Here is a 19,453-nt window from a genome sequence, read left to right on the forward strand (position 1 = left end):
ATCTTGCCTACATCCTGTTGCAAAGGCACGCACGTTCACAGCGGCCAGTTCGGCGTCGAGCGCTGCACCAGCGCAGCAACGTCGATCCCCCGTGGCAAGGTGCCGTAGACCCGCCCGCCCTCGCCCAGGCGGCTGGCGATAAAGGCGTCGCTGACCGTGGCGTTGCCGGCCTCCAGCAGCAACTTCGCCTGCAGGCCGACGGCAATGTCCTCGGTCAGCTGGCGGGCGCGGTACTGGATATCGCTGGTGTCGCCGAAAGCGGCCTTGAGGTTGGCGATGTGCGTGGCCAGGCGGCGGTCACCGTGGCCGTCCCCCAGCTCGATGAACAGACTGTCGAGCACGCCCGGCTCCTTGGACAGGGCACGCAGCACATCGAGGCATTGCACGTTGCCGGAGCCCTCCCAAGTGGAGTTGACCGGCGCTTCGCGGTAGAGCCGCGGCAGGATGCTGTCTTCGACATAACCCGCGCCGCCCATGCATTCGGCGGCTTCGTTGATCATCGCCGGGGCGCGCTTGCAGATCCAGTATTTGCCCACCGCCGTCACCAGGCGCGAGAAATGCGCCTGCTGCGAGTCGTCGAGATGATCCAGCGCTTGGCCCATGCGCAGGCTCAGGGCCAGCGCGGCCTCGCTTTCCAGGGCCAGGTCGGCGATGACGTTCTGCATCAGCGGCTGGTCCGCCAGCACCCGGCCACCAACCTGGCGATGGGCACAGTGGTGCGCCGCCTGGGTCAGGGCCTGGCGCATCAACGCACTGGAGCCGACCATGCAGTCGAAGCGGGTCATGGCGACCATCTCGATGATGGTCGGCACGCCGCGTCCTTCTTCGCCGATCATCCAGGCCAGAGCACCGCGAAATTCCACTTCGCTGGAGGCATTGGACCAGTTGCCGAGCTTGTTCTTCAGGCGCTGGATATAGAACTGGTTGCGCCCGTCGTCCGGGCGATGGCGCGGCAGGAGGAAGCAGCTCAGGCCCTTGTCGGTCTGGGCCAGGGTGAGGAAGGCATCGCACATCGGCGCCGAGCAGAACCACTTGTGGCCGACCAGTTCATAGGCCTGGCCCGGACCGGGAGCACCCACCGGATACGCCCTGGTGGTGTTGGCACGCACATCGGTACCGCCCTGCTTCTCGGTCATGGCCATGCCGATGGTCACCCCGGCCTTGTGCCGGTCGCCGATATTGCGCGGGTCGTATTCGCAGGAGAGCACCTTGGGCAGCCAGTATTCGGCCAGTTCCGGCTGCAGCTTCAAGGCGGGCACGGCGGCGAAGGTCATGGTCAGCGGGCAACCGCTGCCGGCTTCGGCCTGGCTGTGCAGGTAGGTCATGCACGCCCGCGCGACATGGGCACCGTCGCGGGACTCGGCCCAGGGCAACGAGGGCAGCCCATGCTCGATGGCCGTGCGCATCAGTTGGTGATAGGCGGGATGGAACTCCACCAGGTCGATTCGGTGACCGAAGCGGTCATGGCTGGCGAACTGCGGCTTGTTCTGGTTGGCAAGAAAACCGGCCTCCATCAGCGGCCCACCGGCCAGGGCCCCGTAGGCATCGATCCGCGACTCGGCCCAACCGGCTCCGTACCTGCGCCCCCATTCCTGCAACGGCAGGTCCAGGCGGTAAAGATTGGCGCCATCGAGGGATGGCGGCTGGTTGGTGACTTCGTGGGTTTCAGCGTACTGATGCAGGTTCATCGGGGGCTCCTGATAGGACGTGTCCGAAAAACCAGTGAATCACGCCCTGCCCCGGCACAAAGTGACAAAAACGCCTAACGCGGTGCGATATATCCCCTATCCAGCGGCATTTGCCAACGCCAGCACGATGCTCAGTTCGAAGCTGCTGCCCTGCCCCGGCACCGAGTTGTGGCCCAGGCGCGCGCCCATCAGCTCGGCAAGCTGGCGACAGATCGCCAGGCCGATACCGAGGCCGCCGTATTCCCGGCTCATGGAGCCATCGACCTGGAAGAAGCGCTTGTACAGCAGCGAGTCGTCGAGGGTGACGAAGCCGATGCCACTGTCGCGCACGCTGAAGGTCAAGGCCAGCAGATGCTGGCTAGCCTGGCCGCGCACGTGCAGGCTCACCCCTCCGCGATGGGTGAACTTGATCGCGTTGTCGAGCAAGTAACCCAGGCACAGGGCCAGCTTGTGACGGTCGCCCAGCAGGCGGTCGGCAAGGTTGTCGGCCACGTCCAGGTGCAGCAACAGGTCCCTGTCCATGGCCGGTGAGATAAAGCGTGTGCGCAGTTCCTGGACCAGCCCGCGCAAGCTGAAGGGCTCGGCTCTGGCCACCAGGCGCCCGGCCTGGAGTTCGCTGAGGATGAGAATGTCGTCGATCATGCGCAGCATGTCATGCGCCGCGATACTGGCGGTGTGCTGGTACTGCCCCAGTTCCGCGCCCATCGGCTGGGTCTGCATCAGTTCCAGCGAGCCGATCACGCCATTCATCGGGGTGCGCAGCTCATGGGTAACAGTGGCGAGGAACTGGTCCTTGAGTTCGTTGCTGTGGGCCAGTTGCCGATTGAGCAGTTCCAGTTTCTGCCCGGCCTCGCGCAGGACCGCGGCCCTTTCCTCGCGCATGGCGTTGATCCGGTCGGCCAGCGCCAGCGAGAGCAGGCAGACCTCCAGCGCGGCGCCGATCTGGCTGGCGTACATGGTCAGGAACATATTGGGCAAATGACCAAGCACCATCAGCGTGTTGACCATCCCGCCGACCAGGAAGGCCGACCAGGCGACGATGAAATAGCGCGCCACCCGCAAGCCACGCCACCAGGCGAACCATCCGGCGGCGAAGATGCTCAGGGTGAAGGCCAGGGCCAGCAGCGTAGCGAGGCGCAGGGCCAGGCCATAGCCGCAAGCCAGCGAAATCACCATGACCAGTGCCGAACAGGCCGCCAGCCCCTGCAAAAGAACATCGAATGCCCGGCCAATACTGGCCATGCGCAGGAAACTGCGGGCGAACAGGCACCCGAACAACCCCGACGCACCGATGAACAGCGGCGTGGACGCGTTCGCCCACCAGGGGCTGTCCGGCCAGAAATAGGCGACGGCGGCGCCATTGACCGAGAGCTGGTACAGGCCGAAGGAGGCAATGTAGAGGATGTACCACAGGTAACTGACGTCGCGGACGCTGATGTAGATGAACAGGTTGTAGACCAGCATGCCCAGCAGCACGCCATAGATCAGCCCGAGCACGTAGATCTTGCCCGGCAGCGCCTCCAGGTAGGCGCGGGGCGCCCACAGGCTCAGCGGTGCCTGCACCGAGCCTTCGCTCTGCAGGCGCAGGTAGGCGGTCAGTTGCTGGTCCGGCTGCATCGGCAATTCGAAAACGTAGTTGGCCTGCTCGATCTGCCGGCTGGCGTAGGGCAAGGCATCCCCCGTGCGCTGGACCAGGCGGTAGCGGCCGTTGGCGTCCGGCAGATAGAGTTCCAGGTGGTCGAGCGGCGGATAGGCCAGCTCCAGCAGCCAGGTACGCGGTGCGGCCTGGGGCATGGCGAGATAGTGCAGATCGACCTTGAGCCAGAATGCCGAAGTCGAGTACCCGGCGTTGAGCACGTCGGCCTGGTGCGGTTTGAAGGAGGCGGCGAAGGAAGGCGAACTGACCTGTTCGATGGAGGCGCTACCGTCAGCGTCCTCGAACACCTGCATGACGCGGCCCAGGGGCAGGGTTCGGGTCGAGTCGTCGAAGTCGACGGCTCCGGCCAGCAAAGGCAGCCAGCCCAGTACAACGATCAGCAGATAGCGCATACAGCCCAGCGTGGCCTGTACGGTCGCGTCGTAAGCCCCAGTCCTTGTGAGACGACGAGATCCGGCAGAGCCTGATGTCATTTTCGAAGCACTCTAGCACAGCGGTATTGAATCGCCAGCAGGCGGGACAAGGTCGTCCCCGGGGCTCTGGCTCGGTACTTACGGCCATGCGCAGGGAAATTCCTGTCCAATCGATCAGAAAAGCCCCGTATGACGGACATCCCGGCAAAAGCGTTTGGTGGTAAGCTCGCGCACCTATGAATACCTACAGCTCCCGCCCCGTTGTCCTCTGTCTCTCCGGCCACGACCCCAGTGGCGGCGCCGGCCTGCAGGCAGATATCGAAGCCCTGATCGCCCAGGGCTGTCACGCCGCTCCCGCCGTGACCGCCCTGACCGTGCAGGATACCGTCAACGTCCAGGACTTCCGCGTGCTCGACCGCGAATGGGTACTGGCCCAGGCCAACATCGTCCTGGCCGACTCGCAGGTCGCCTCGGTGAAGCTGGGCATGCTCGGCTCGCTGGAAATGGTCGATACCGTGGTCGAACTGCTCGGTGCCCACCCGCACCTGCCGATGGTCTGCGACCCGGTGCTGCGCGCCGGCGGCGGCGGGCGGCTGGGCAAGGACGAAGTCGGCTACGCCATGCGCGAGCGGCTCCTGCCGCTGGCCACCATCGCCACGCCCAACCTGCCGGAAGCGCGCATTCTCGCCGAACTGCCGGAGGGCACGGCCGACGAGTGCGCGGAAAAGCTGCTGCCGTATGTCGAGCACCTGTTGATCACCGGCGGTCACGGCGACGAGACCGAGATCCACAACCGCCTGTACAGCCGCGATGGCCAGCGCCACACCTGGACCTGCCAGCGCCTGCCGGGCAGCTACCATGGCTCGGGCTGCACCCTGGCCAGCGCCCTGGCCGGTCGCCTGGCGCTTGGCGAGCAACTGCACAGCGCGGTGCGCACGGCGCTGGACTACACCTGGCGGACCCTGCGCGACGCCGAACAACTGGGCAAGGGCCAATACGTGCCCCGTCGCCTGCCCCTGGATTTCTGCTCCTGAAGCACGACTCGCTGTGAGGCACCTGTAATGAAGCTCCGCGGTTTGTATGCCATCACCGACAGCCAACTGCTGGCGGGACGCTTTCTTCCTTATGTCGAAGCCGCGCTGGAAGGCGGGGTGACCCTGCTGCAATACCGCGACAAGAGCAACGACCAGGCCCGCCGCCTGCGCGAGGCCGAGACCCTGCGCGACCTGTGCGCACGCTACAGGACGCGCCTGATCATCAACGACGACGCCGAACTGGCCGCGCGCCTGGGCGTCGGCGTACACCTGGGGCAGACCGACGGTCCGCTGACGCCGGCGCGTACCTTGCTCGGCAAGGATGCGATCATCGGCTCCACCTGCCATGCACAACTAGAGCTGGCCGAACAGGCCAGCCGGGAAGGCGCCAGCTATGTCGCCTTCGGACGCTTCTTCAATTCGCTGACCAAACCCGGCGCTCCCGCCGCCGACCTCGCCCTGATCGGCCAGGCCAAGGCGCGGGTCAAGCTGCCGGTGGCGGTGATCGGCGGCATTACCCTGGACAACGCCGCGCCACTGGTCGAGCACGGTGCCGACCTGCTGGCGGTGATCCACGGCCTGTTCGGTGCCGACAGCACGCAGGAAGTGACCCGCCGCGCCCGTGCCTTCAACGCCCTTTTTTCCAGTCTCTGATTTGCGAGGAACCTCCATGTCCCGTTCCGAAAGCCTGTTCGCCAGCGCCCAGAAACACATCCCCGGCGGCGTCAACTCGCCCGTGCGCGCCTTCCGCAGCGTCGGCGGCACTCCGCTGTTCTTCAAGCATGCCGAGGGTGCCTACGTCACCGACGAAGACGACAAGCGCTATGTCGACTATGTCGGCTCCTGGGGCCCGATGATCCTCGGCCACAGCCATCCGGACGTGCTGGAATCGGTGCGCAAGCAACTGGCCCACGGTCTGTCCTATGGTGCTCCGACCGCCATGGAAACCGAGATGGCCGACCTGGTCTGCTCGCTGGTGCCCTCGATGGAAATGGTGCGCATGGTCAGTTCCGGCACCGAGGCCACCATGAGCGCCATCCGCCTGGCGCGCGGCTTCACTGGCCGCGACAGCATCATCAAGTTCGAAGGCTGCTACCACGGCCACTCCGACAGCCTGCTGGTGAAAGCCGGCTCCGGCCTGCTGACCCAGGGCGTGCCCAGTTCGGCCGGCGTGCCGGCGGACTTTGCCAAACACACCCTGACCCTGCCGTTCAACGATATCGACGCGGTCGCCGAGATGCTCGGCAAGGTCGGCCAGGACGTGGCGTGCATCATCGTCGAACCGGTGGCGGGCAACATGAACTGCGTACCGCCGGCGCCCGGCTTCCTCGAAGGGCTGCGCAGCCTGTGCGACCAGCACGGCGTGGTGCTGATCTTCGACGAAGTGATGACCGGTTTCCGCGTTGCACTGGGCGGCGCCCAGGCGCATTACGGCATCACCCCCGACCTGTCGACCTTCGGCAAGATCGTCGGCGGTGGCATGCCGGTGGGCTGCTTCGGCGGCAAGCGCCATATCATGGAACAGATCGCCCCGTTGGGTCCGGTCTACCAGGCTGGCACCCTGTCCGGCAACCCGCTGGCCATGGCCGCCGGCCTGACTACCCTGAAGCTGATCAGCCGTCCGGGCTTCCATGACGAGCTGAGCGCATTCACCAGCAGCCTGCTCGACGGCCTGCAACAGCGCGCCGATGCGGCGGGCGTGCCGTTCGTCACCACCCAGGCCGGTGGCATGTTCGGCCTGTACTTCACCGGCGCCGACGATATCGTCACCTTCGACGACGTGATGGGCAGCGATGTCGACCGCTTCAAGCGCTTCTTCCACCTGATGCTGGAAGGCGGCGTGTACCTGGCGCCAAGTGCCTTCGAAGCCGGCTTCACCTCGATCGCCCACGGCGAGACCGAGCTGAAGATCACCCTGGATGCCGCCGAACGGGCGTTTGCCGTCCTGAAATAAGGCATCTGCGGTAAAAGACAGGGGCGCAGGCTTGTAAGCCTTTCGCCCCTGTCTTGTAAGAAAGCCCCACAGCCTTATGACCGAATTGCGCCTTGATGGCAGAAAATCTGGTAAAGACTTTGTAAGGTGGGCGCTGCTTAACCCATAATGTGCCACCAGACACACTTTGGCCGCAGCTTTGCAGAGGTAAGTCGATCACCATGAACCGCGCCGGCCGCGCCCTTGCCCTGGGCTGCCTGTTGCTACTTCAGCCCCTGCTGGCCATCGCGGCAGGCGGTAACTCGTTGCTGATCCCCACCACGGGCCGCTGCACCCTGAATACGTCCCCCGAAGAACTCGCCGACGCCGTGACCCGCTGCAAGCAGGTCGCCCAGTCCGGTGACGCCCAGGCCCAATACGAGCTGGGCGAATTCTATTTCGACGGCAAGAACACCACCCGCGACCTGAACCAGGCGCTGAGCTACTTCGAGCAGGCCTCGCTACAGGGGCACGCCGATGCGCAATACAAGCTGGGAATGATGTTCGCCCGCGGCGAAGGCGTTTCGGCCAACAACGTGCAGGCCTACATCCTGCTGAAGATGGCCGCGGTCAACGGTGCCGAGGATGCGCTGGACGAGGCCGACGAAGTCTCGGCGCGGATGCCGCGCGACGAACTGGAAAACGCCACCCAGGTGCTGGGCCAGATCTTCCGCAAATACCTGCTGGAACTTCAGTCCGCCGACGGCCGCACGCCCTTCTCGCCGCTTCCCTGACGCGTCCTATCTTTCCGGCATCGGCATCGGGAACGGCATGACATTGCCGCCGCCCTTGGCCTCGCTGATCTTCGGCGTACCCAGGCGCTCCACTTCATCGATACGCACGATCGAATGCATCGGCACGAAGCTGCGGGTCACGCCTTCGAACTGCGCCTTGAGCTTCTCTTCGCTCGGATCGACCACTACCTGGGTACGCTCGCCGAAGACGAATTCCTCGATCTCCAGGAAACCCCACAGGTCGCTCTGGTAGATCTGCTTGGCATACATCTCGAACACCTGGCCCTGGTTGAGGAAGATCACTTTGTAGATGGGGCTTCGCGCTTGGTCATGTTCGGCAGGGGAAAAATGGCTGTAAAAAAGGTGGCGAATAATAGCACAGGGGCCTTGCCCGGCAGGTAGGAGCTGGCTTGCCTGCTCCCGCATGAACCGCGCCGACCGGCATAACCGAATCGTCAACTTCCGCTGCGACAATGTCCAAGCCGATCGACAGCCCGGACGGCCACGCCCCCATTGATCGTTTCAGCGCTTTCGCCGCCAGGCAGTCGAGGTTATTCTTGAAATCATATTTCTTGCCCAAGGGCGGCTTAAAACAACCTTGAACGCACCCATCGAACCCCATCGTTTCATTCTCGAGCCCTTCGAAGCTCACCGTTTCGCCAACCTGTGCGGCCAGTTCGACGAGCACCTGCGCCTGATCGAACAGCGTCTGGCCATCGAGATCCGCAACCGCGGCAACCAGTTCGAACTGATCGGCGACCCCCGGGTCACCTCCACCGCCGAGCAACTGCTGCGCCGCCTCTATCGCGAGACGAAGGCCACCGAGCTGTCGCCGGAAATGGTCCACCTGTTCCTTCAGGAATCTTCCGTCGAAGCGCTGGAAAACCAAGCGGTCAACGAAGTCAGCGTGTCGCTGCGCACGCGCAAGGGCGCCATTCGCCCGCGCGGCCTCAACCAGCAGCGCTACGTCAAGGAAATCCTCGGCAACGACATCAACTTCGGCATCGGCCCCGCCGGTACCGGCAAGACCTACCTGGCCGTGGCCTGCGCGGTGGATGCGCTGGAACGCGAGCAGGTGCGGCGCATCCTGCTGGTGCGCCCGGCAGTCGAGGCGGGCGAGAAGCTCGGCTTCCTGCCCGGCGACCTGGCGCAGAAGATCGACCCTTACCTGCGCCCGCTGTACGACGCCCTCTATGAAATGCTCGGCTTCGAACACGTGGCCAAGCTGATCGAGCGCCAGGTGATCGAGATCGCTCCGCTGGCCTACATGCGCGGCCGTACCCTGAACAACAGCTTCATCATCCTCGACGAAAGCCAGAACACCACGGTCGAGCAGATGAAGATGTTCCTCACCCGGATCGGTTTCGGCTCCACCGCCGTGATCACCGGCGACATCACCCAGGTAGACCTGCCACGCGGCACCAAATCCGGCCTGGGCCATGTCATCCAGGTGCTCAAGGATGTGCCGGGTATCAGCTTCACCCACTTCCAGCCCAAGGACGTGGTGCGTCATCCATTGGTACAGCGCATCGTCGAAGCCTACGAGCGTTTCGACGACCAGCAGGCCAAGGCCGAAGGCACCCCGCGCAATGCTTGAACTTGACCTGCAGATCGCGACTGAAAAAGCCGCGCCCGCCGAAGCCCTGTTCCGCCGTTGGTGCGAGCTGGCCCTGCGCCAGCGCACGGCGGACTCGGAAATGACCATCCGTCTGGTGGATGAAGCCGAGGGCCGCGAGCTGAATCACACCTACCGGCACAAGGACTACGCCACCAACGTCCTGTCCTTCCCGGCCGATGTCCCCGACGACATGCTCGATATCCCGCTGCTGGGCGATCTGGTGATCTGCGTCGAGGTGGTCGAGCGCGAGGCCGCCGAGCAAGGCAAGGCCCTTGAGGCCCACTGGGCGCACCTGGTGATCCATGGCTGCCTGCACCTGCTGGGCTACGACCACATCGAGGACGATGAGGCCGAGGAAATGGAAGCACTGGAACGAACGTTGCTTGCCGAACTGGGTCATCCGGACCCGTACGCCGACGACGAAGACGACACCCCACACACTGAAAACAGCAAGGATCACGAGTAACCGCCATGAGCGAAGATCGATCGAGCAACGGGCAAAAGTCATGGCTTGGCAAGCTGACCCAGGCTTTTGCCCATGAGCCGAAAAACCGCCAGGAGCTCCTTGAGCTGCTGCGCGAAGCCCACCAGAACAAGCTGCTCGACAGCGAGGCCCTGACCATCGTCGAAGGCGCCATCCAGGTCGCCGACCTGCAGGTCCGAGACATCATGGTGCCGCGCTCGCAGATGATCAGCATCAAGGCCTCGCAATCGCCGCGGGAGTTCCTCCCGGCGATCATCGACGCCGCGCACTCGCGCTATCCGGTGGTCGGCGAAAGCCATGACGATGTCCTCGGCGTACTGCTGGCCAAGGACCTGCTGCCACTGATCCTCAAGGAGAACGGCGACAGCTTCAACATCAAGGACCTGCTGCGCCCGGCCACCTTCGTGCCGGAGTCCAAGCGCCTCAACGTGCTGCTGCGCGAGTTCCGCGCCAACCACAACCACATGGCCATCGTCATCGACGAATACGGCGGCGTGGCTGGCCTGGTGACCATCGAGGACGTGCTGGAGCAGATCGTCGGCGATATCGAGGACGAGCACGATGTCGAGGAAGACAGCTACATCAAGCCCCTGCCCAGCGGCGACTTCCTGATCAAGGCGCTGACGCCGATCGAGAACTTCAACGAGTTCTTCGACAGCGAGTTCTCCGACGATGAGTTCGACACCGTTGGCGGCCTGGTCATGAGCGCCTTCGGACACCTGCCCAAGCGCAACGAAACTACTGAAATCGGGCCTTACCGCTTCCGTATCCTCAACGCCGACAGCCGCCGGATACATTTGCTGCGCCTGACACCTGTAACCCGTTAAGGACAACCATGCGCTGGATCACCCGCCCCGGCTGGCCCGGTAACCTGCTGGCCATGGCGGCCGGCGCCCTGACCACCCCGTCGCTGGCCCCCTTCGATATCTGGCCCCTGGCCCTGGTCGCCCTGGGCCTGTTCTACCTCGGCCTGCGCGAGCTGAGCCCGCGCCAGGCGCTATGGCGCGGCTGGCACTACGGCTTCGGCCTGTTCGCCGCCGGCACCTGGTGGATCTACGTCAGCATCCATGACTACGGCGGCGCCTCGGCGCTGCTGGCCGGCGGGCTGATGCTGGCCTTCTTCGCCGCCATCGCCTGGTTCTTCGCCCTGCCCGCGTGGGTCTGGGCACGCTGGTTGCGCCGCAACGAGGCGCCACTGGCCGATGCCCTTGGCTTCGCGGCGCTGTGGCTGGCCCAGGAAGCGTTCCGTGGCTGGTTCCTCACCGGCTTCCCATGGCTCTATGCCGGCTACAGCCAGCTCGACGGACCGCTGGCCGGCCTCGCGCCGCTGGGAGGCATGTGGCTGATCTCGTTCACCCTGGCCCTGACCGCCGCGCTGCTGTGCAACCTGCACCGCCTGCGCCAGCGCAAGGCGTTCCTGGCGGCGGGCATCGCCCTGCTGATCGGCCCCTGGGCAGTCGGCATCGCACTCAAGGGCCATGCCTGGACCGTACCCTCGGGCGAGCCGCTGCGGGTAGCGGCGATCCAGGGCAATATCGAACAAAGCCTCAAGTGGGAACCCAGCGAGCTGCGCCGGCAGCTAGAGCTGTACCGCGACATGAGTTTCACCAGCAAGCCGGTGGACCTGATCGTCTGGCCGGAAACCGCAGTGCCGGTGTTCAAGGACAGCGTCCAGGGATACCTGGACATGATGAGCGGCTTCGCCGGCGACCGCCATTCGGCGCTGATCACCGGCGTTCCGGTGCGCCTGTTCGAACATGGGCAGCGTCGCTACTTCAACGGCATCACCGCCATCGGCGAAGGCGACGGAACCTACCTGAAGCAGAAGCTGGTGCCCTTCGGCGAATATGTACCGCTGCAGGACCTGCTGCGCGGCCTGATCGAATTCTTCGACCTGCCGATGTCCGATTTCGCCCGCGGTCCGGCCGACCAGGCATTGCTCCAGGCCAAGGGCTACCAGTTGGCGCCGTTCATCTGCTATGAAGTGGTCTACCCGGAGCTGGCCGCCAGCCTTGCGGCGCGTAGTGACATGCTCCTGACCATCAGCAACGACACCTGGTTCGGCAAGTCCATCGGCCCGCTGCAACACTTGCAGATGGCGCAGATGCGCGCACTGGAAGCCGGGCGCTGGATGATTCGGGCAACCAACAACGGGGTGACCGGGCTGATCGACCCGTTCGGCCGCGTGACCGCGCAGATTCCGCAGTTCGAGCGCGGGATTCTCTACGGGGAGGTGGTGCCGATGCGGCAACTGACGCCGTATCTGCAATGGCGCTCGTGGCCACTGGTCATTCTCTGCACCTTGCTGCTGGGCTGGGCGCTGGTTACCAGCCGGATCGCCAGGACCGTCTGAAGAACGATGCGTACCTTGTGGGAGATTCTATGGCCGGAGGCAACTTTTTCGCCGACGGCCTTTTCTGCCCTCTCCATTTTCTACAGGCGTGGGTTGTCGCACCTGTGAGGACGCTCCCAGGTGTAAGGCTGTTTCAGAGGTCTAATCGCTGTGAGCTGCGCAGCAGCTCCAGTCAGCCAACTGGTTTTGCACCTCCGGTATAGACCTGCGGTTTCCAGTCCGTTTGGCTCTTCATCAAGCCATAGGCCAGCCGTGCCATCTTCCGTGAAAGGATTACCAGCGCCTGAGTGGTCTTCTTGCCTCGCTCCAGATGGTGTGCGTAAAACTGCTTCCAGGTCTGGGTTCGACTGCCGCTCATCGCCGCGTTGTGCAGTAGCCTGCGAACCTCCGAGTCCCCGCGCTTGCTTAATCTCCCTCGGCCGACCCACTTCCCGGACTGAGCCGTTATCACGTCCATTCCCAAGTACGCGACAAACGCATCGCTGTTGGCAAATTCACCGCGAATGAACGACATCGTCAAACCAACTGCCGTGAGGAAACCGACACCAGGCAGCTGTTGAAGGCGGCGTAACTGATCCCTAAGTCCCGTTTCCTTGACGATTTCGCGCAAACGCATTTCGAACAATCGCTCAAGGCGTTTGCACGTCTTTTCGATGACCTCCAGTTCTTTCTCGAACAACTTTTCTCCCGACAAACTCATGCGCATCATGCCGCGCATTTCCACAATTTTGGCGCGGCGTCGCAGCAGCATCTGGAGCTCGCGGTGGCCAGGCGGTGCCGGCACCCACATCTTCAGTGACGCGCGTTCCCTGTTCAGAAAACGGGCGAGCAAGGTGGCGTCATTGGCGTCAGTCTTCGCTCGTACACCGAGGCTGTCACGGTAGCGGCTCAGCCTGAGACCATCGACCACATAGACGCTCAAGCCCGCACCATGAGCCTGCTCGGCAAGCTCCATGTGATAGGAGCTGGTTGCCTCGATGGCGAGGGCAGACCTTCTGGGTACTGTCTTGAGCCAGGTCTTGATCGATTTTGGAGTGTTGGGGATGGCGAAAGGCTTGGTGTCTGGGCCGCTTTGAATCACCAATTCGTCTTTGGCGACATCCACACCGGCTTCGACGGGAACGACGGGCATTGCCATTGCTAACTGCTCTCTGTAGCGTGACGGGACTTGAAGGGCGCACCCTGGCGCAGGCTTGCATCTATCGTCGCTTGCAAACGAGGCATTCCTTATCGGCGCTTGGGGTGCTGAAAGGAGGAGGGGTGATTTCTCCCACGGTCTGTACTGCTCGCGACAGTCAGAAGCGAGTTATGTCCCTCCTCCTCCCTTCAAGTCCTACCATACAAGCGGGTTTACCCGCGATTGCTATTGTGAACTCACTACCGCAATCGCGGGTGAACCCGCTCCCACAGGGTCCGCGTCGCTTTCAGGCTTTCCTCAATAAAAAAGCCGATAACCGATCAACCCGACCACCTCATTGAACAGTTGCCCGTTCTGCCATACCGCCTTGCTGTCCGGCACCCAACCCCCGAACGGCCGCCCACTGTCGATACCCATGAAACCCACCGGCGCCCCCACCACCTCGAAGCCGGCACGCTGGAAACTCCACACCGAACGCTGCATATGCCAGGCCTGGGTCACCACTACCACGCGCTTGACGCCTTGCGGCAAGAGGATCGCCGCGCTCAGCTCGGCATTCTCCCAGGTGGTGCGGCTTTCTTCTTCCAGCCAGCGCACAGGCACACCAAAATCCCGTTGCAGCGAGTCCGCCATCAGCCGCGCCTCGCTCGGCGGCGCTCCGTAATGCAGGCCACCGGTCGTCAGTAGCGGCAGCCCCGACGCCTTCGCCAGCTGTGTCGCATAGCGCATGCGTTCGAGGGCTACACCGGTCGGCTGGTCCTGTCCGCCCCAGGCCGGATCACCGCGTTCACGCCCGGAGCCCAGGACCACGATGGCATCCGCCCGGCCAGCCAACCCTGCCCACTCGTTCATCGCCAGCGGCGGGACCGTCTCGATTCGCCCGGCCAGATGCTGCATTACCACCGGCAGGCTCATCAGCCATAACCCGCCCAGCCCGCCGATAAAGAACAAGCGCGCCGTGCGCGGCCAGGACTTGCGCAACCACCAGGCGGCCAGCAGCATAAGCAGCAGCACACCAGGCGGCATCAACCATTGTTTGATGAAAAAGCGCAACGGCATCGGGCATCTCCAGGAAAATGCCGCAAGCCTAAAGAGAAACGGCGCCTGCTTGAAGCAGGCGCCGGTCAGAGCAAAGAATCCCGCGTGGCGCACTCCGTCCTGCGCCGTTGATATCCTGAACGGTTATTTGCAGTGCAGCGTTCTGGATTTGAGCGCTGTGGCGGAACGTTTCCGGTCCTTGAGCCAGATGACCCGGCCCGGGGTGGGCGTTTCTACCGGAGGTAATGCCACGGAAATCTTCTGGCCCCGTGCCGGAGCGGCTTCCAGCCAGGCCTTGATGACGTCGAACTCGGCCCGGCTAAGGCCGCGCAACTCCAGTTCGGCGGGCATCTCATCGCGCAATCGCAGCGAGGTGCGGGCCACGTCCAAGGCCAGCCCCAAGCGATCGATCAGGCGTTCGTAGACTTCCGGTTTCGGTGCATGTTGCTGCGACTCTCCCATCCGTTCACCTCATTGAAGATAAAATTCATCTCCCCCACGAATGAGCTTAGCGCCACCCGCGAAACGGGCCGGACGCCGCGACCAACGGCCCTTTGCGCCCTCTTCCGATGCAATCAGGGTTTCCCACGACCGTTGGGGGTCATGTATGCTACGGCGTTCGCTCCAGGGCCTGTCGCCGGGCGAAAACGGTCAGCGACCAGCCTCGATAAGGTCTCCCATCTCTCAGCGCAAAGTAGCCATGCACGAACACTATCAGCCCCGCGAAATCGAAGCCGCCGCCCAGTCCTACTGGGACGAGCACAAGTCTTTTGAAGTCAGTGAACAGCCAGGCAAGGACACCTACTACTGCCTGTCGATGTTCCCGTACCCGAGCGGCAAGCTACACATGGGCCACGTGCGCAACTACACCATCGGCGACGTGATCGCCCGCTACCAGCGCATGCAGGGCAAGAACGTCCTGCAGCCAATGGGCTGGGATGCCTTCGGCATGCCGGCGGAAAACGCGGCAATGAAGAACAACGTCGCACCGGCCAAGTGGACCTACGAAAACATCGCCTACATGAAGGCCCAGCTGAAAAGCCTCGGCCTGGCGATCGACTGGTCCCGCGAAGTCACCACCTGCAAGCCGGACTACTACCGCTGGGAGCAGTGGCTGTTCACCCGCCTGTTCGAGAAAGGCGTGATCTACCGCAAGAACGGCACCGTCAACTGGGACCCGGCCGACCAGACCGTACTGGCCAACGAGCAGGTCATCGATGGCCGTGGCTGGCGTTCGGGCGCGCTGATCGAAAAGCGCGAGATCCCGATGTACTACTTCAAGATCACCGACTATGCCGACGAGCTGCTGGAAAGCCTCGACGAGCTGCCGGGCTGGCCGGAACAGGTCAAGACCATGCAGCGCAACTGGATCGGCAAGTCCCGCGGCATGGAAGTGCAGTTCCCCTACGACGAGGCCAGCATCGGCCAGTCCGGAACACTGAAGGTCTTCACCACCCGTCCTGATACCCTGATGGGCGCTACCTACGTTGCCGTTGCCGCCGAGCACCCGCTGGCTACCCTGGCTGCCCAAGGCAATCCGGCGCTGCAGGCCTTCATCGACGAATGCAAGAGCGGCAGCGTCGCCGAAGCCGATATCGCCACCCAGGAGAAGAAAGGCGTCGCCACTTCCCTGCTGGTCCGTCACCCGTTGACCGGCGAGAAGCTGCCGGTATGGGTCGCCAACTACGTGCTGATGCACTACGGCGATGGCGCAGTAATGGCCGTTCCGGCCCACGACGAGCGTGATTTCGAATTCGCCAGCAAGTACCAACTGCCGATAAAAGCCGTGGTCCGCACCAGCGCTGGCGATGAAGTCGGCAGCGAGTGGCAGGCCGCCTACGGCGAGCACGGTCAGTTGATCAACTCCGGCGAGTTCGACGGTCTGGACTTCGCCGGCGCCTTCGACGCCATCGAAGCCGCGCTGATCCGCAAGGAACTGGGCAAGTCGCGTACCCAGTTCCGCCTGCGTGACTGGGGCATCAGCCGCCAGCGCTACTGGGGTTGCCCTATCCCGATCATCCACTGCCCGTCCTGTGGCGACGTTCCGGTACCGGAAGACCAGTTGCCGGTCACCCTGCCGGAGAACGTGGTTCCGGACGGCGCCGGTTCGCCACTGGCGCGCATGCCCGAGTTCTACGAGTGCACCTGCCCGAAATGCGGCACGGCGGCCAAACGCGAAACCGACACCATGGACACCTTCGTCGAGTCTTCCTGGTACTTCGCCCGCTACGCATCGCCGAACTACGAAGGTGGCCTGGTCGACCCGAAAGCGGCCAACCACTGGCTGCCGGTGGACCAGTACATCGGTGGTATCGAACATGCCATCCTGCACCTGCTCTATGCGCGCTTCTTCCACAAGCTGATGCGTGACGAAGGCCTGGTGAGCTCCAACGAACCGTTCAAGAACCTGCTGACCCAGGGCATGGTGGTCGCCGAGACCTACTACCGCGTGGCAGCCAACGGCGGCAAGGACTGGTTCAACCCGGCCGACGTCGAGGTCGAGCGCGACGCCAAGGCCAAGATCATTGGCGCACGCCTGAAGACCGACGGCCTGCCGGTGGAAATCGGCGGCACCGAGAAGATGTCCAAGTCGAAGAACAACGGCGTCGACCCGCAGGCCATGATCGACGCCTACGGCGCCGACACCTGCCGCCTGTTCATGATGTTCGCCTCGCCACCGGACATGAGCCTGGAATGGTCCGACTCCGGTGTCGAAGGTGCAAGCCGCTTCCTGCGTCGCGTCTGGCGCCTGGCCCAGACCCATGTGACCCAGGGGCTGCCGGCCAAGGCCGACTTCTCGGCGCTGGACGACGCGCAGAAAGCCGTGCGCCGTGCCACCCACTCGGCGATCCGCCAGGCCAGCATCGATGTCGGCCAGCATCACAAGTTCAACACCGCCATCGCCCAGGTGATGACCCTGATGAACGTGCTGGAAAAGGCCTCGCAAGCCACCGAGCTTGACCGTGCCCTGATCCAGGAAGGTCTGGAAGCGGTCACCCTGATCCTCGCCCCGATCACGCCGCACATCAGTCACGGCCTGTGGCAGAGCCTGGGCCACCAGGGCGCGGCAATCGACGCAGGCTGGCCGAGCGTGGATGAAAGCGCGCTGGTCCAGGACAGCATCCAGCTGGTCATCCAGGTCAACGGCAAGCTGCGTGGTCAGATCGACATGCCGGCCGGTGCCAGCCGCGAAGAGGTCGAGGCCGCTGCGCGCAGCAACGAAAACGTGCTGCGCTTCACCGAAGGCCTGAGCATCCGCAAGGTCATCGTGGTTCCGGGCAAACTGGTCAACATCGTCGCCAACTGACAGGAACGGGCGCCTCGTCCGCGGGGCGCCCGCATAGAAAAGTCCCCAAGGTTTCCAGGGAGCAACAAGATGATCAAACGCAATCTGCTGGTGATGGGCCTGGCCGTGATGCTGAGCGCCTGCGGTTTCCATCTGCGCGGCACCGGTACCAACGAGCTGGCGATCAAGGAGCTCGAGGTCAGCGCGCGCAACGCTTACGGCGAGACGGTCACCCAACTGCGCGACGTTCTGAAGAGCAGCGGCGTCAACGTCCATAGCGGCGCACCGTACAGGCTGGTTCTGACCAACGAGGCCGAAACCCAGCGTGCAGCCAGTTATGCCGGTAGCGGCCGTTCGGTGGAGTACGAACTGCAAACCCAGTTGAGCTACGACATCCAGGGCCGCAACAACACCGTCCTGCTGAGCGACAAGCTTGAAGTGCAGAAGGTCTACCTGTATGACGGCAACAACATTACAGGCTCCGGCCAGGAGTCCGGACAGATTCGCAAGGAAATGCGCCGCGAACTGGTACAACGGATGATCCTGCGCCTGCAGCAACTGACTCCTGCCCAACTGGACGAACTGCAGGCCAAGGCCGACGAGCGTGCCAAGGCAGAAGCCGCAGCCCTGGAAGCGGCACAACGCGCCCAGGATGCACAACCCCAGCAATCGCCGCTGGAAATCCCGGCGAACTGAGACCGGACGGGGCGCTTCGGCGCCCCGACTTTTTTATGAAACTCGCCCCCGCCCAACTCGGCAAACACCTGCAAGGCGCCCTCGCCCCGGTCTATGTGGTCAGCGGAGATGATCCGCTGCTGTGCCAGGAAGCCGCCGATGCCATTCGCCTGGCCGCGCGCCAGCAAGGTTTCGATGAGCGCCAGGTGTTCAGCGCCGATGCCAACTTCGACTGGGGCACCCTGCTCCAGGCCGGCGCCAGCCTTTCGCTGTTCGCCCAGAAGCGCGTGCTGGAACTGCGCCTGCCGTCCGGCAAACCGGGTGACAAGGGAGCCGCAGCGTTGATCGAGTATTGCTCGCGGCCCGCCGACGACACCCTGTTGCTGATCAGCCTGCCCAAGCTCGACGGCAGCGCGCAGAAAACCAAATGGGGCAAGGCCCTGGTCGAGGGCGCGCAGGTCCAGTTCATCCAGATCTGGCCGGTGGACACCCAGCAGTTGCCGCAATGGATCAACCAGCGCCTGGCCCAGGCCGGGCTTGCCGCACAACGGGATGCGGTGGAGCTGATCGCTGCGCGGGTCGAAGGCAACCTGCTGGCGGCGGCCCAGGAAATCGAAAAGCTCAAGCTGCTCGCCGACGGCAATACCATCACGGTGGAAACGGTGCAGGGCGCAGTCGCCGACAGCGCACGCTTCGATGTCTTCGGCCTGGTGGATGCAGTGCTCAACGGCGAAGCGGCCCATGCCCTGCGCATGCTCGAAGGCTTGCGCGGCGAAGGGGTCGAACCACCGGTGATTCTTTGGGCGCTGGCCCGTGAGCTGCGGGTGCTGGTCGGCCTGGCCCAGCAGTACAGCCAGGGCGTACCGCTGGAAAAAGCCTTCAGCCAGGCCAGGCCGCCAGTGTGGGACAAACGGCGCCCGTTGATGAGCAAGGCCCTGCAGCGCCATTCGGCACAACGCTGGGGCCAACTGCTGTATGACGCCCAGCGTATCGATGCGCAGATCAAAGGCCAGGCCCAGGGCTCGCCCTGGACCAGCCTGACCCGCCTTTCGCTGCTGATGGCCGGCCAGCGCCTGGCGCTACCTGCCGAGTAAGGGACCGGCGGTCTTGCAGTGGACACAACGCAGTCCTATAGTGCGCGCGAATCCACCCAGGCAGGATCACCGCCATGCGCAAGAAACCGGCAAAATCCCGACCCAACAAGGCCAAATCCATAGTCGCCCAGCCACTGTTCCGCTGCCGCCAGGAACGACCGGAAAAGGGCAAGGGCAGCTACCGCCGCGAAGCCTTCCAATCGAGAGATTGGGAGGCTTCTTCCTTTATGGCCGCATGAAAGCAGGAAAACCACAGGCATGATATGGTC

General features: G+C 63.7%; 18 protein-coding genes. 12 read left to right on the plus strand and 6 right to left on the minus strand.

Annotated features, from left to right (window positions below; genetic code table 11):
• Positions 1-35 precede the first annotated feature (35 nt).
• Together CSV86_RS30525 and CSV86_RS30530 are read right to left on the minus strand one after the other, a co-directional pair.
• Positions 36-1,688 (minus strand): acyl-CoA dehydrogenase family protein, encoded by a 1,653-nt coding sequence (locus tag CSV86_RS30525; protein ID WP_009394934.1) that lies wholly within the window; start codon positions 1,686-1,688, stop codon positions 36-38.
• Between the two features lie 96 nt (positions 1,689-1,784).
• Entirely contained in the window at positions 1,785-3,737 is a 1,953-nt protein-coding gene (locus tag CSV86_RS30530) for a sensor histidine kinase (protein WP_009394935.1), read from the minus strand.
• Positions 3,738-3,994: 257 nt separating this feature from the next.
• On the opposite strand from CSV86_RS30530, the gene CSV86_RS30535 reads away from it, so the two are divergent.
• The 4 genes from CSV86_RS30535 to CSV86_RS30550 all read left to right on the plus strand — a co-directional run bounded on the left by CSV86_RS30535 (position 3,995) and on the right by CSV86_RS30550 (position 7,498).
• On the plus strand, positions 3,995-4,792 hold the full coding sequence (locus CSV86_RS30535) for a hydroxymethylpyrimidine/phosphomethylpyrimidine kinase (protein ID WP_009394936.1): 798 nt from the start codon (positions 3,995-3,997) through the stop codon (positions 4,790-4,792).
• A gap of 27 nt (positions 4,793-4,819) precedes the next feature.
• The gene (thiE, locus tag CSV86_RS30540) at positions 4,820-5,446 is read left to right on the plus strand and encodes a thiamine phosphate synthase (protein WP_009394937.1); all 627 of its coding nucleotides are present in this window, start codon (positions 4,820-4,822) and stop codon (positions 5,444-5,446) included.
• 16 nt (positions 5,447-5,462) lie between these two features.
• Complete coding sequence (hemL, locus tag CSV86_RS30545) at positions 5,463-6,746, plus strand: glutamate-1-semialdehyde 2,1-aminomutase (protein ID WP_009394938.1); 1,284 nt, start codon at positions 5,463-5,465, stop codon at positions 6,744-6,746.
• Positions 6,747-6,946: 200 nt separating this feature from the next.
• Positions 6,947-7,498 carry a tetratricopeptide repeat protein gene (locus CSV86_RS30550; RefSeq protein ID WP_009394939.1) on the plus strand — a complete coding sequence of 184 codons (552 nt, stop codon included), beginning with the start codon at positions 6,947-6,949 and terminating at the stop codon, positions 7,496-7,498.
• A gap of 6 nt (positions 7,499-7,504) precedes the next feature.
• On the opposite strand, the gene CSV86_RS30555 is transcribed toward CSV86_RS30550, so the two are convergent.
• Positions 7,505-7,768 (minus strand): DUF1820 family protein, encoded by a 264-nt coding sequence (locus tag CSV86_RS30555; RefSeq protein WP_205346522.1) that lies wholly within the window; start codon positions 7,766-7,768, stop codon positions 7,505-7,507.
• A 328-nt stretch (positions 7,769-8,096) separates the two neighbouring features.
• On the opposite strand from CSV86_RS30555, the gene CSV86_RS30560 reads away from it, so the two are divergent.
• From CSV86_RS30560 to lnt, 4 genes are read left to right on the plus strand one after another with little or no spacing between them, the layout of a single operon-like run.
• Positions 8,097-9,095: a PhoH family protein gene (locus CSV86_RS30560; RefSeq protein ID WP_009394941.1), complete on the plus strand. Its 999-nt coding sequence runs from the start codon at positions 8,097-8,099 to the stop codon at positions 9,093-9,095.
• Positions 9,088-9,582, plus strand: a complete 495-nt coding sequence (gene ybeY, locus CSV86_RS30565; protein ID WP_009394942.1) for an rRNA maturation RNase YbeY — start codon at positions 9,088-9,090, stop codon at positions 9,580-9,582. Before CSV86_RS30560 ends, ybeY begins: the two co-directional genes overlap by 8 nt.
• 5 nt (positions 9,583-9,587) lie before the next feature.
• Positions 9,588-10,427, plus strand: coding sequence for a CorC family transporter (locus tag CSV86_RS30570; protein ID WP_009394945.1), 840 nt, complete (start codon positions 9,588-9,590; stop codon positions 10,425-10,427).
• A gap of 8 nt (positions 10,428-10,435) precedes the next feature.
• A complete protein-coding gene (gene lnt, locus CSV86_RS30575; protein WP_009394948.1) occupies positions 10,436-11,953 on the plus strand; it encodes an apolipoprotein N-acyltransferase in 1,518 nt (505 codons plus the stop codon).
• Positions 11,954-12,125: 172 nt separating this feature from the next.
• On the opposite strand, the gene CSV86_RS30580 is transcribed toward lnt, so the two are convergent.
• From CSV86_RS30580 to CSV86_RS30590, 3 genes are all read right to left on the minus strand, one after another.
• Positions 12,126-13,091 (minus strand): IS110 family RNA-guided transposase, encoded by a 966-nt coding sequence (locus CSV86_RS30580; protein WP_009397694.1) that lies wholly within the window; start codon positions 13,089-13,091, stop codon positions 12,126-12,128.
• A 297-nt stretch (positions 13,092-13,388) separates the two neighbouring features.
• Positions 13,389-14,150 (minus strand): YdcF family protein, encoded by a 762-nt coding sequence (locus tag CSV86_RS30585; protein WP_009397954.1) that lies wholly within the window; start codon positions 14,148-14,150, stop codon positions 13,389-13,391.
• A gap of 123 nt (positions 14,151-14,273) precedes the next feature.
• Positions 14,274-14,591, minus strand: coding sequence for a hypothetical protein (locus CSV86_RS30590; protein WP_009397953.1), 318 nt, complete (start codon positions 14,589-14,591; stop codon positions 14,274-14,276).
• Positions 14,592-14,829: 238 nt separating this feature from the next.
• On the opposite strand from CSV86_RS30590, the gene leuS reads away from it, so the two are divergent.
• The 4 genes from leuS (at position 14,830) to arfA (ending at position 19,423) form a co-directional block, all read left to right on the plus strand.
• Positions 14,830-17,436: a leucine--tRNA ligase gene (gene leuS / locus CSV86_RS30595; RefSeq protein WP_009397951.1), complete on the plus strand. Its 2,607-nt coding sequence runs from the start codon at positions 14,830-14,832 to the stop codon at positions 17,434-17,436.
• A 69-nt stretch (positions 17,437-17,505) separates the two neighbouring features.
• Positions 17,506-18,111 carry an LPS-assembly lipoprotein LptE gene (locus tag CSV86_RS30600; RefSeq protein ID WP_009397950.1) on the plus strand — a complete coding sequence of 202 codons (606 nt, stop codon included), beginning with the start codon at positions 17,506-17,508 and terminating at the stop codon, positions 18,109-18,111.
• Positions 18,112-18,146: 35 nt separating this feature from the next.
• Positions 18,147-19,184, plus strand: coding sequence for a DNA polymerase III subunit delta (gene holA, locus CSV86_RS30605; RefSeq protein ID WP_009397949.1), 1,038 nt, complete (start codon positions 18,147-18,149; stop codon positions 19,182-19,184).
• Between the two features lie 74 nt (positions 19,185-19,258).
• Positions 19,259-19,423 (plus strand): alternative ribosome rescue factor ArfA, encoded by a 165-nt coding sequence (arfA, locus tag CSV86_RS30610; protein ID WP_009397948.1) that lies wholly within the window; start codon positions 19,259-19,261, stop codon positions 19,421-19,423.
• Positions 19,424-19,453: the final 30 nt, after the last annotated feature.

Source organism: Pseudomonas bharatica CSV86 (assembly GCF_000319305.2).
Taxonomy (GTDB): Bacteria; Pseudomonadota; Gammaproteobacteria; order Pseudomonadales; family Pseudomonadaceae; genus Aquipseudomonas; species Aquipseudomonas bharatica.

Excerpts from the sequence above, each read along its gene's own strand:
- CSV86_RS30525 (WP_009394934.1), bottom strand. The coding sequence starts at position 1,688 with ATGAACCTGCATCAGTACGCTGAAACCCACGAAGTCACCAACCAGCCG.
- CSV86_RS30530 (WP_009394935.1), bottom strand. The coding sequence starts at position 3,737 with ATGCGCTATCTGCTGATCGTTGTACTGGGCTGGCTGCCTTTGCTGGCC.
- CSV86_RS30535 (WP_009394936.1), top strand. The coding sequence starts at position 3,995 with ATGAATACCTACAGCTCCCGCCCCGTTGTCCTCTGTCTCTCCGGCCAC.
- thiE (WP_009394937.1), top strand. The coding sequence starts at position 4,820 with ATGAAGCTCCGCGGTTTGTATGCCATCACCGACAGCCAACTGCTGGCG.
- hemL (WP_009394938.1), top strand. The coding sequence starts at position 5,463 with ATGTCCCGTTCCGAAAGCCTGTTCGCCAGCGCCCAGAAACACATCCCC.
- CSV86_RS30550 (WP_009394939.1), top strand. The coding sequence starts at position 6,947 with ATGAACCGCGCCGGCCGCGCCCTTGCCCTGGGCTGCCTGTTGCTACTT.
- CSV86_RS30555 (WP_205346522.1), bottom strand. The coding sequence starts at position 7,768 with ATGTATGCCAAGCAGATCTACCAGAGCGACCTGTGGGGTTTCCTGGAG.
- ybeY (WP_009394942.1), top strand. The coding sequence starts at position 9,088 with ATGCTTGAACTTGACCTGCAGATCGCGACTGAAAAAGCCGCGCCCGCC.
- CSV86_RS30570 (WP_009394945.1), top strand. The coding sequence starts at position 9,588 with ATGAGCGAAGATCGATCGAGCAACGGGCAAAAGTCATGGCTTGGCAAG.
- lnt (WP_009394948.1), top strand. The coding sequence starts at position 10,436 with ATGCGCTGGATCACCCGCCCCGGCTGGCCCGGTAACCTGCTGGCCATG.
- CSV86_RS30580 (WP_009397694.1), bottom strand. The coding sequence starts at position 13,091 with ATGGCAATGCCCGTCGTTCCCGTCGAAGCCGGTGTGGATGTCGCCAAA.
- CSV86_RS30585 (WP_009397954.1), bottom strand. The coding sequence starts at position 14,150 with ATGCCGTTGCGCTTTTTCATCAAACAATGGTTGATGCCGCCTGGTGTG.
- CSV86_RS30590 (WP_009397953.1), bottom strand. The coding sequence starts at position 14,591 with ATGGGAGAGTCGCAGCAACATGCACCGAAACCGGAAGTCTACGAACGC.
- leuS (WP_009397951.1), top strand. The coding sequence starts at position 14,830 with ATGCACGAACACTATCAGCCCCGCGAAATCGAAGCCGCCGCCCAGTCC.
- CSV86_RS30600 (WP_009397950.1), top strand. The coding sequence starts at position 17,506 with ATGATCAAACGCAATCTGCTGGTGATGGGCCTGGCCGTGATGCTGAGC.
- holA (WP_009397949.1), top strand. The coding sequence starts at position 18,147 with ATGAAACTCGCCCCCGCCCAACTCGGCAAACACCTGCAAGGCGCCCTC.
- arfA (WP_009397948.1), top strand. The coding sequence starts at position 19,259 with ATGCGCAAGAAACCGGCAAAATCCCGACCCAACAAGGCCAAATCCATA.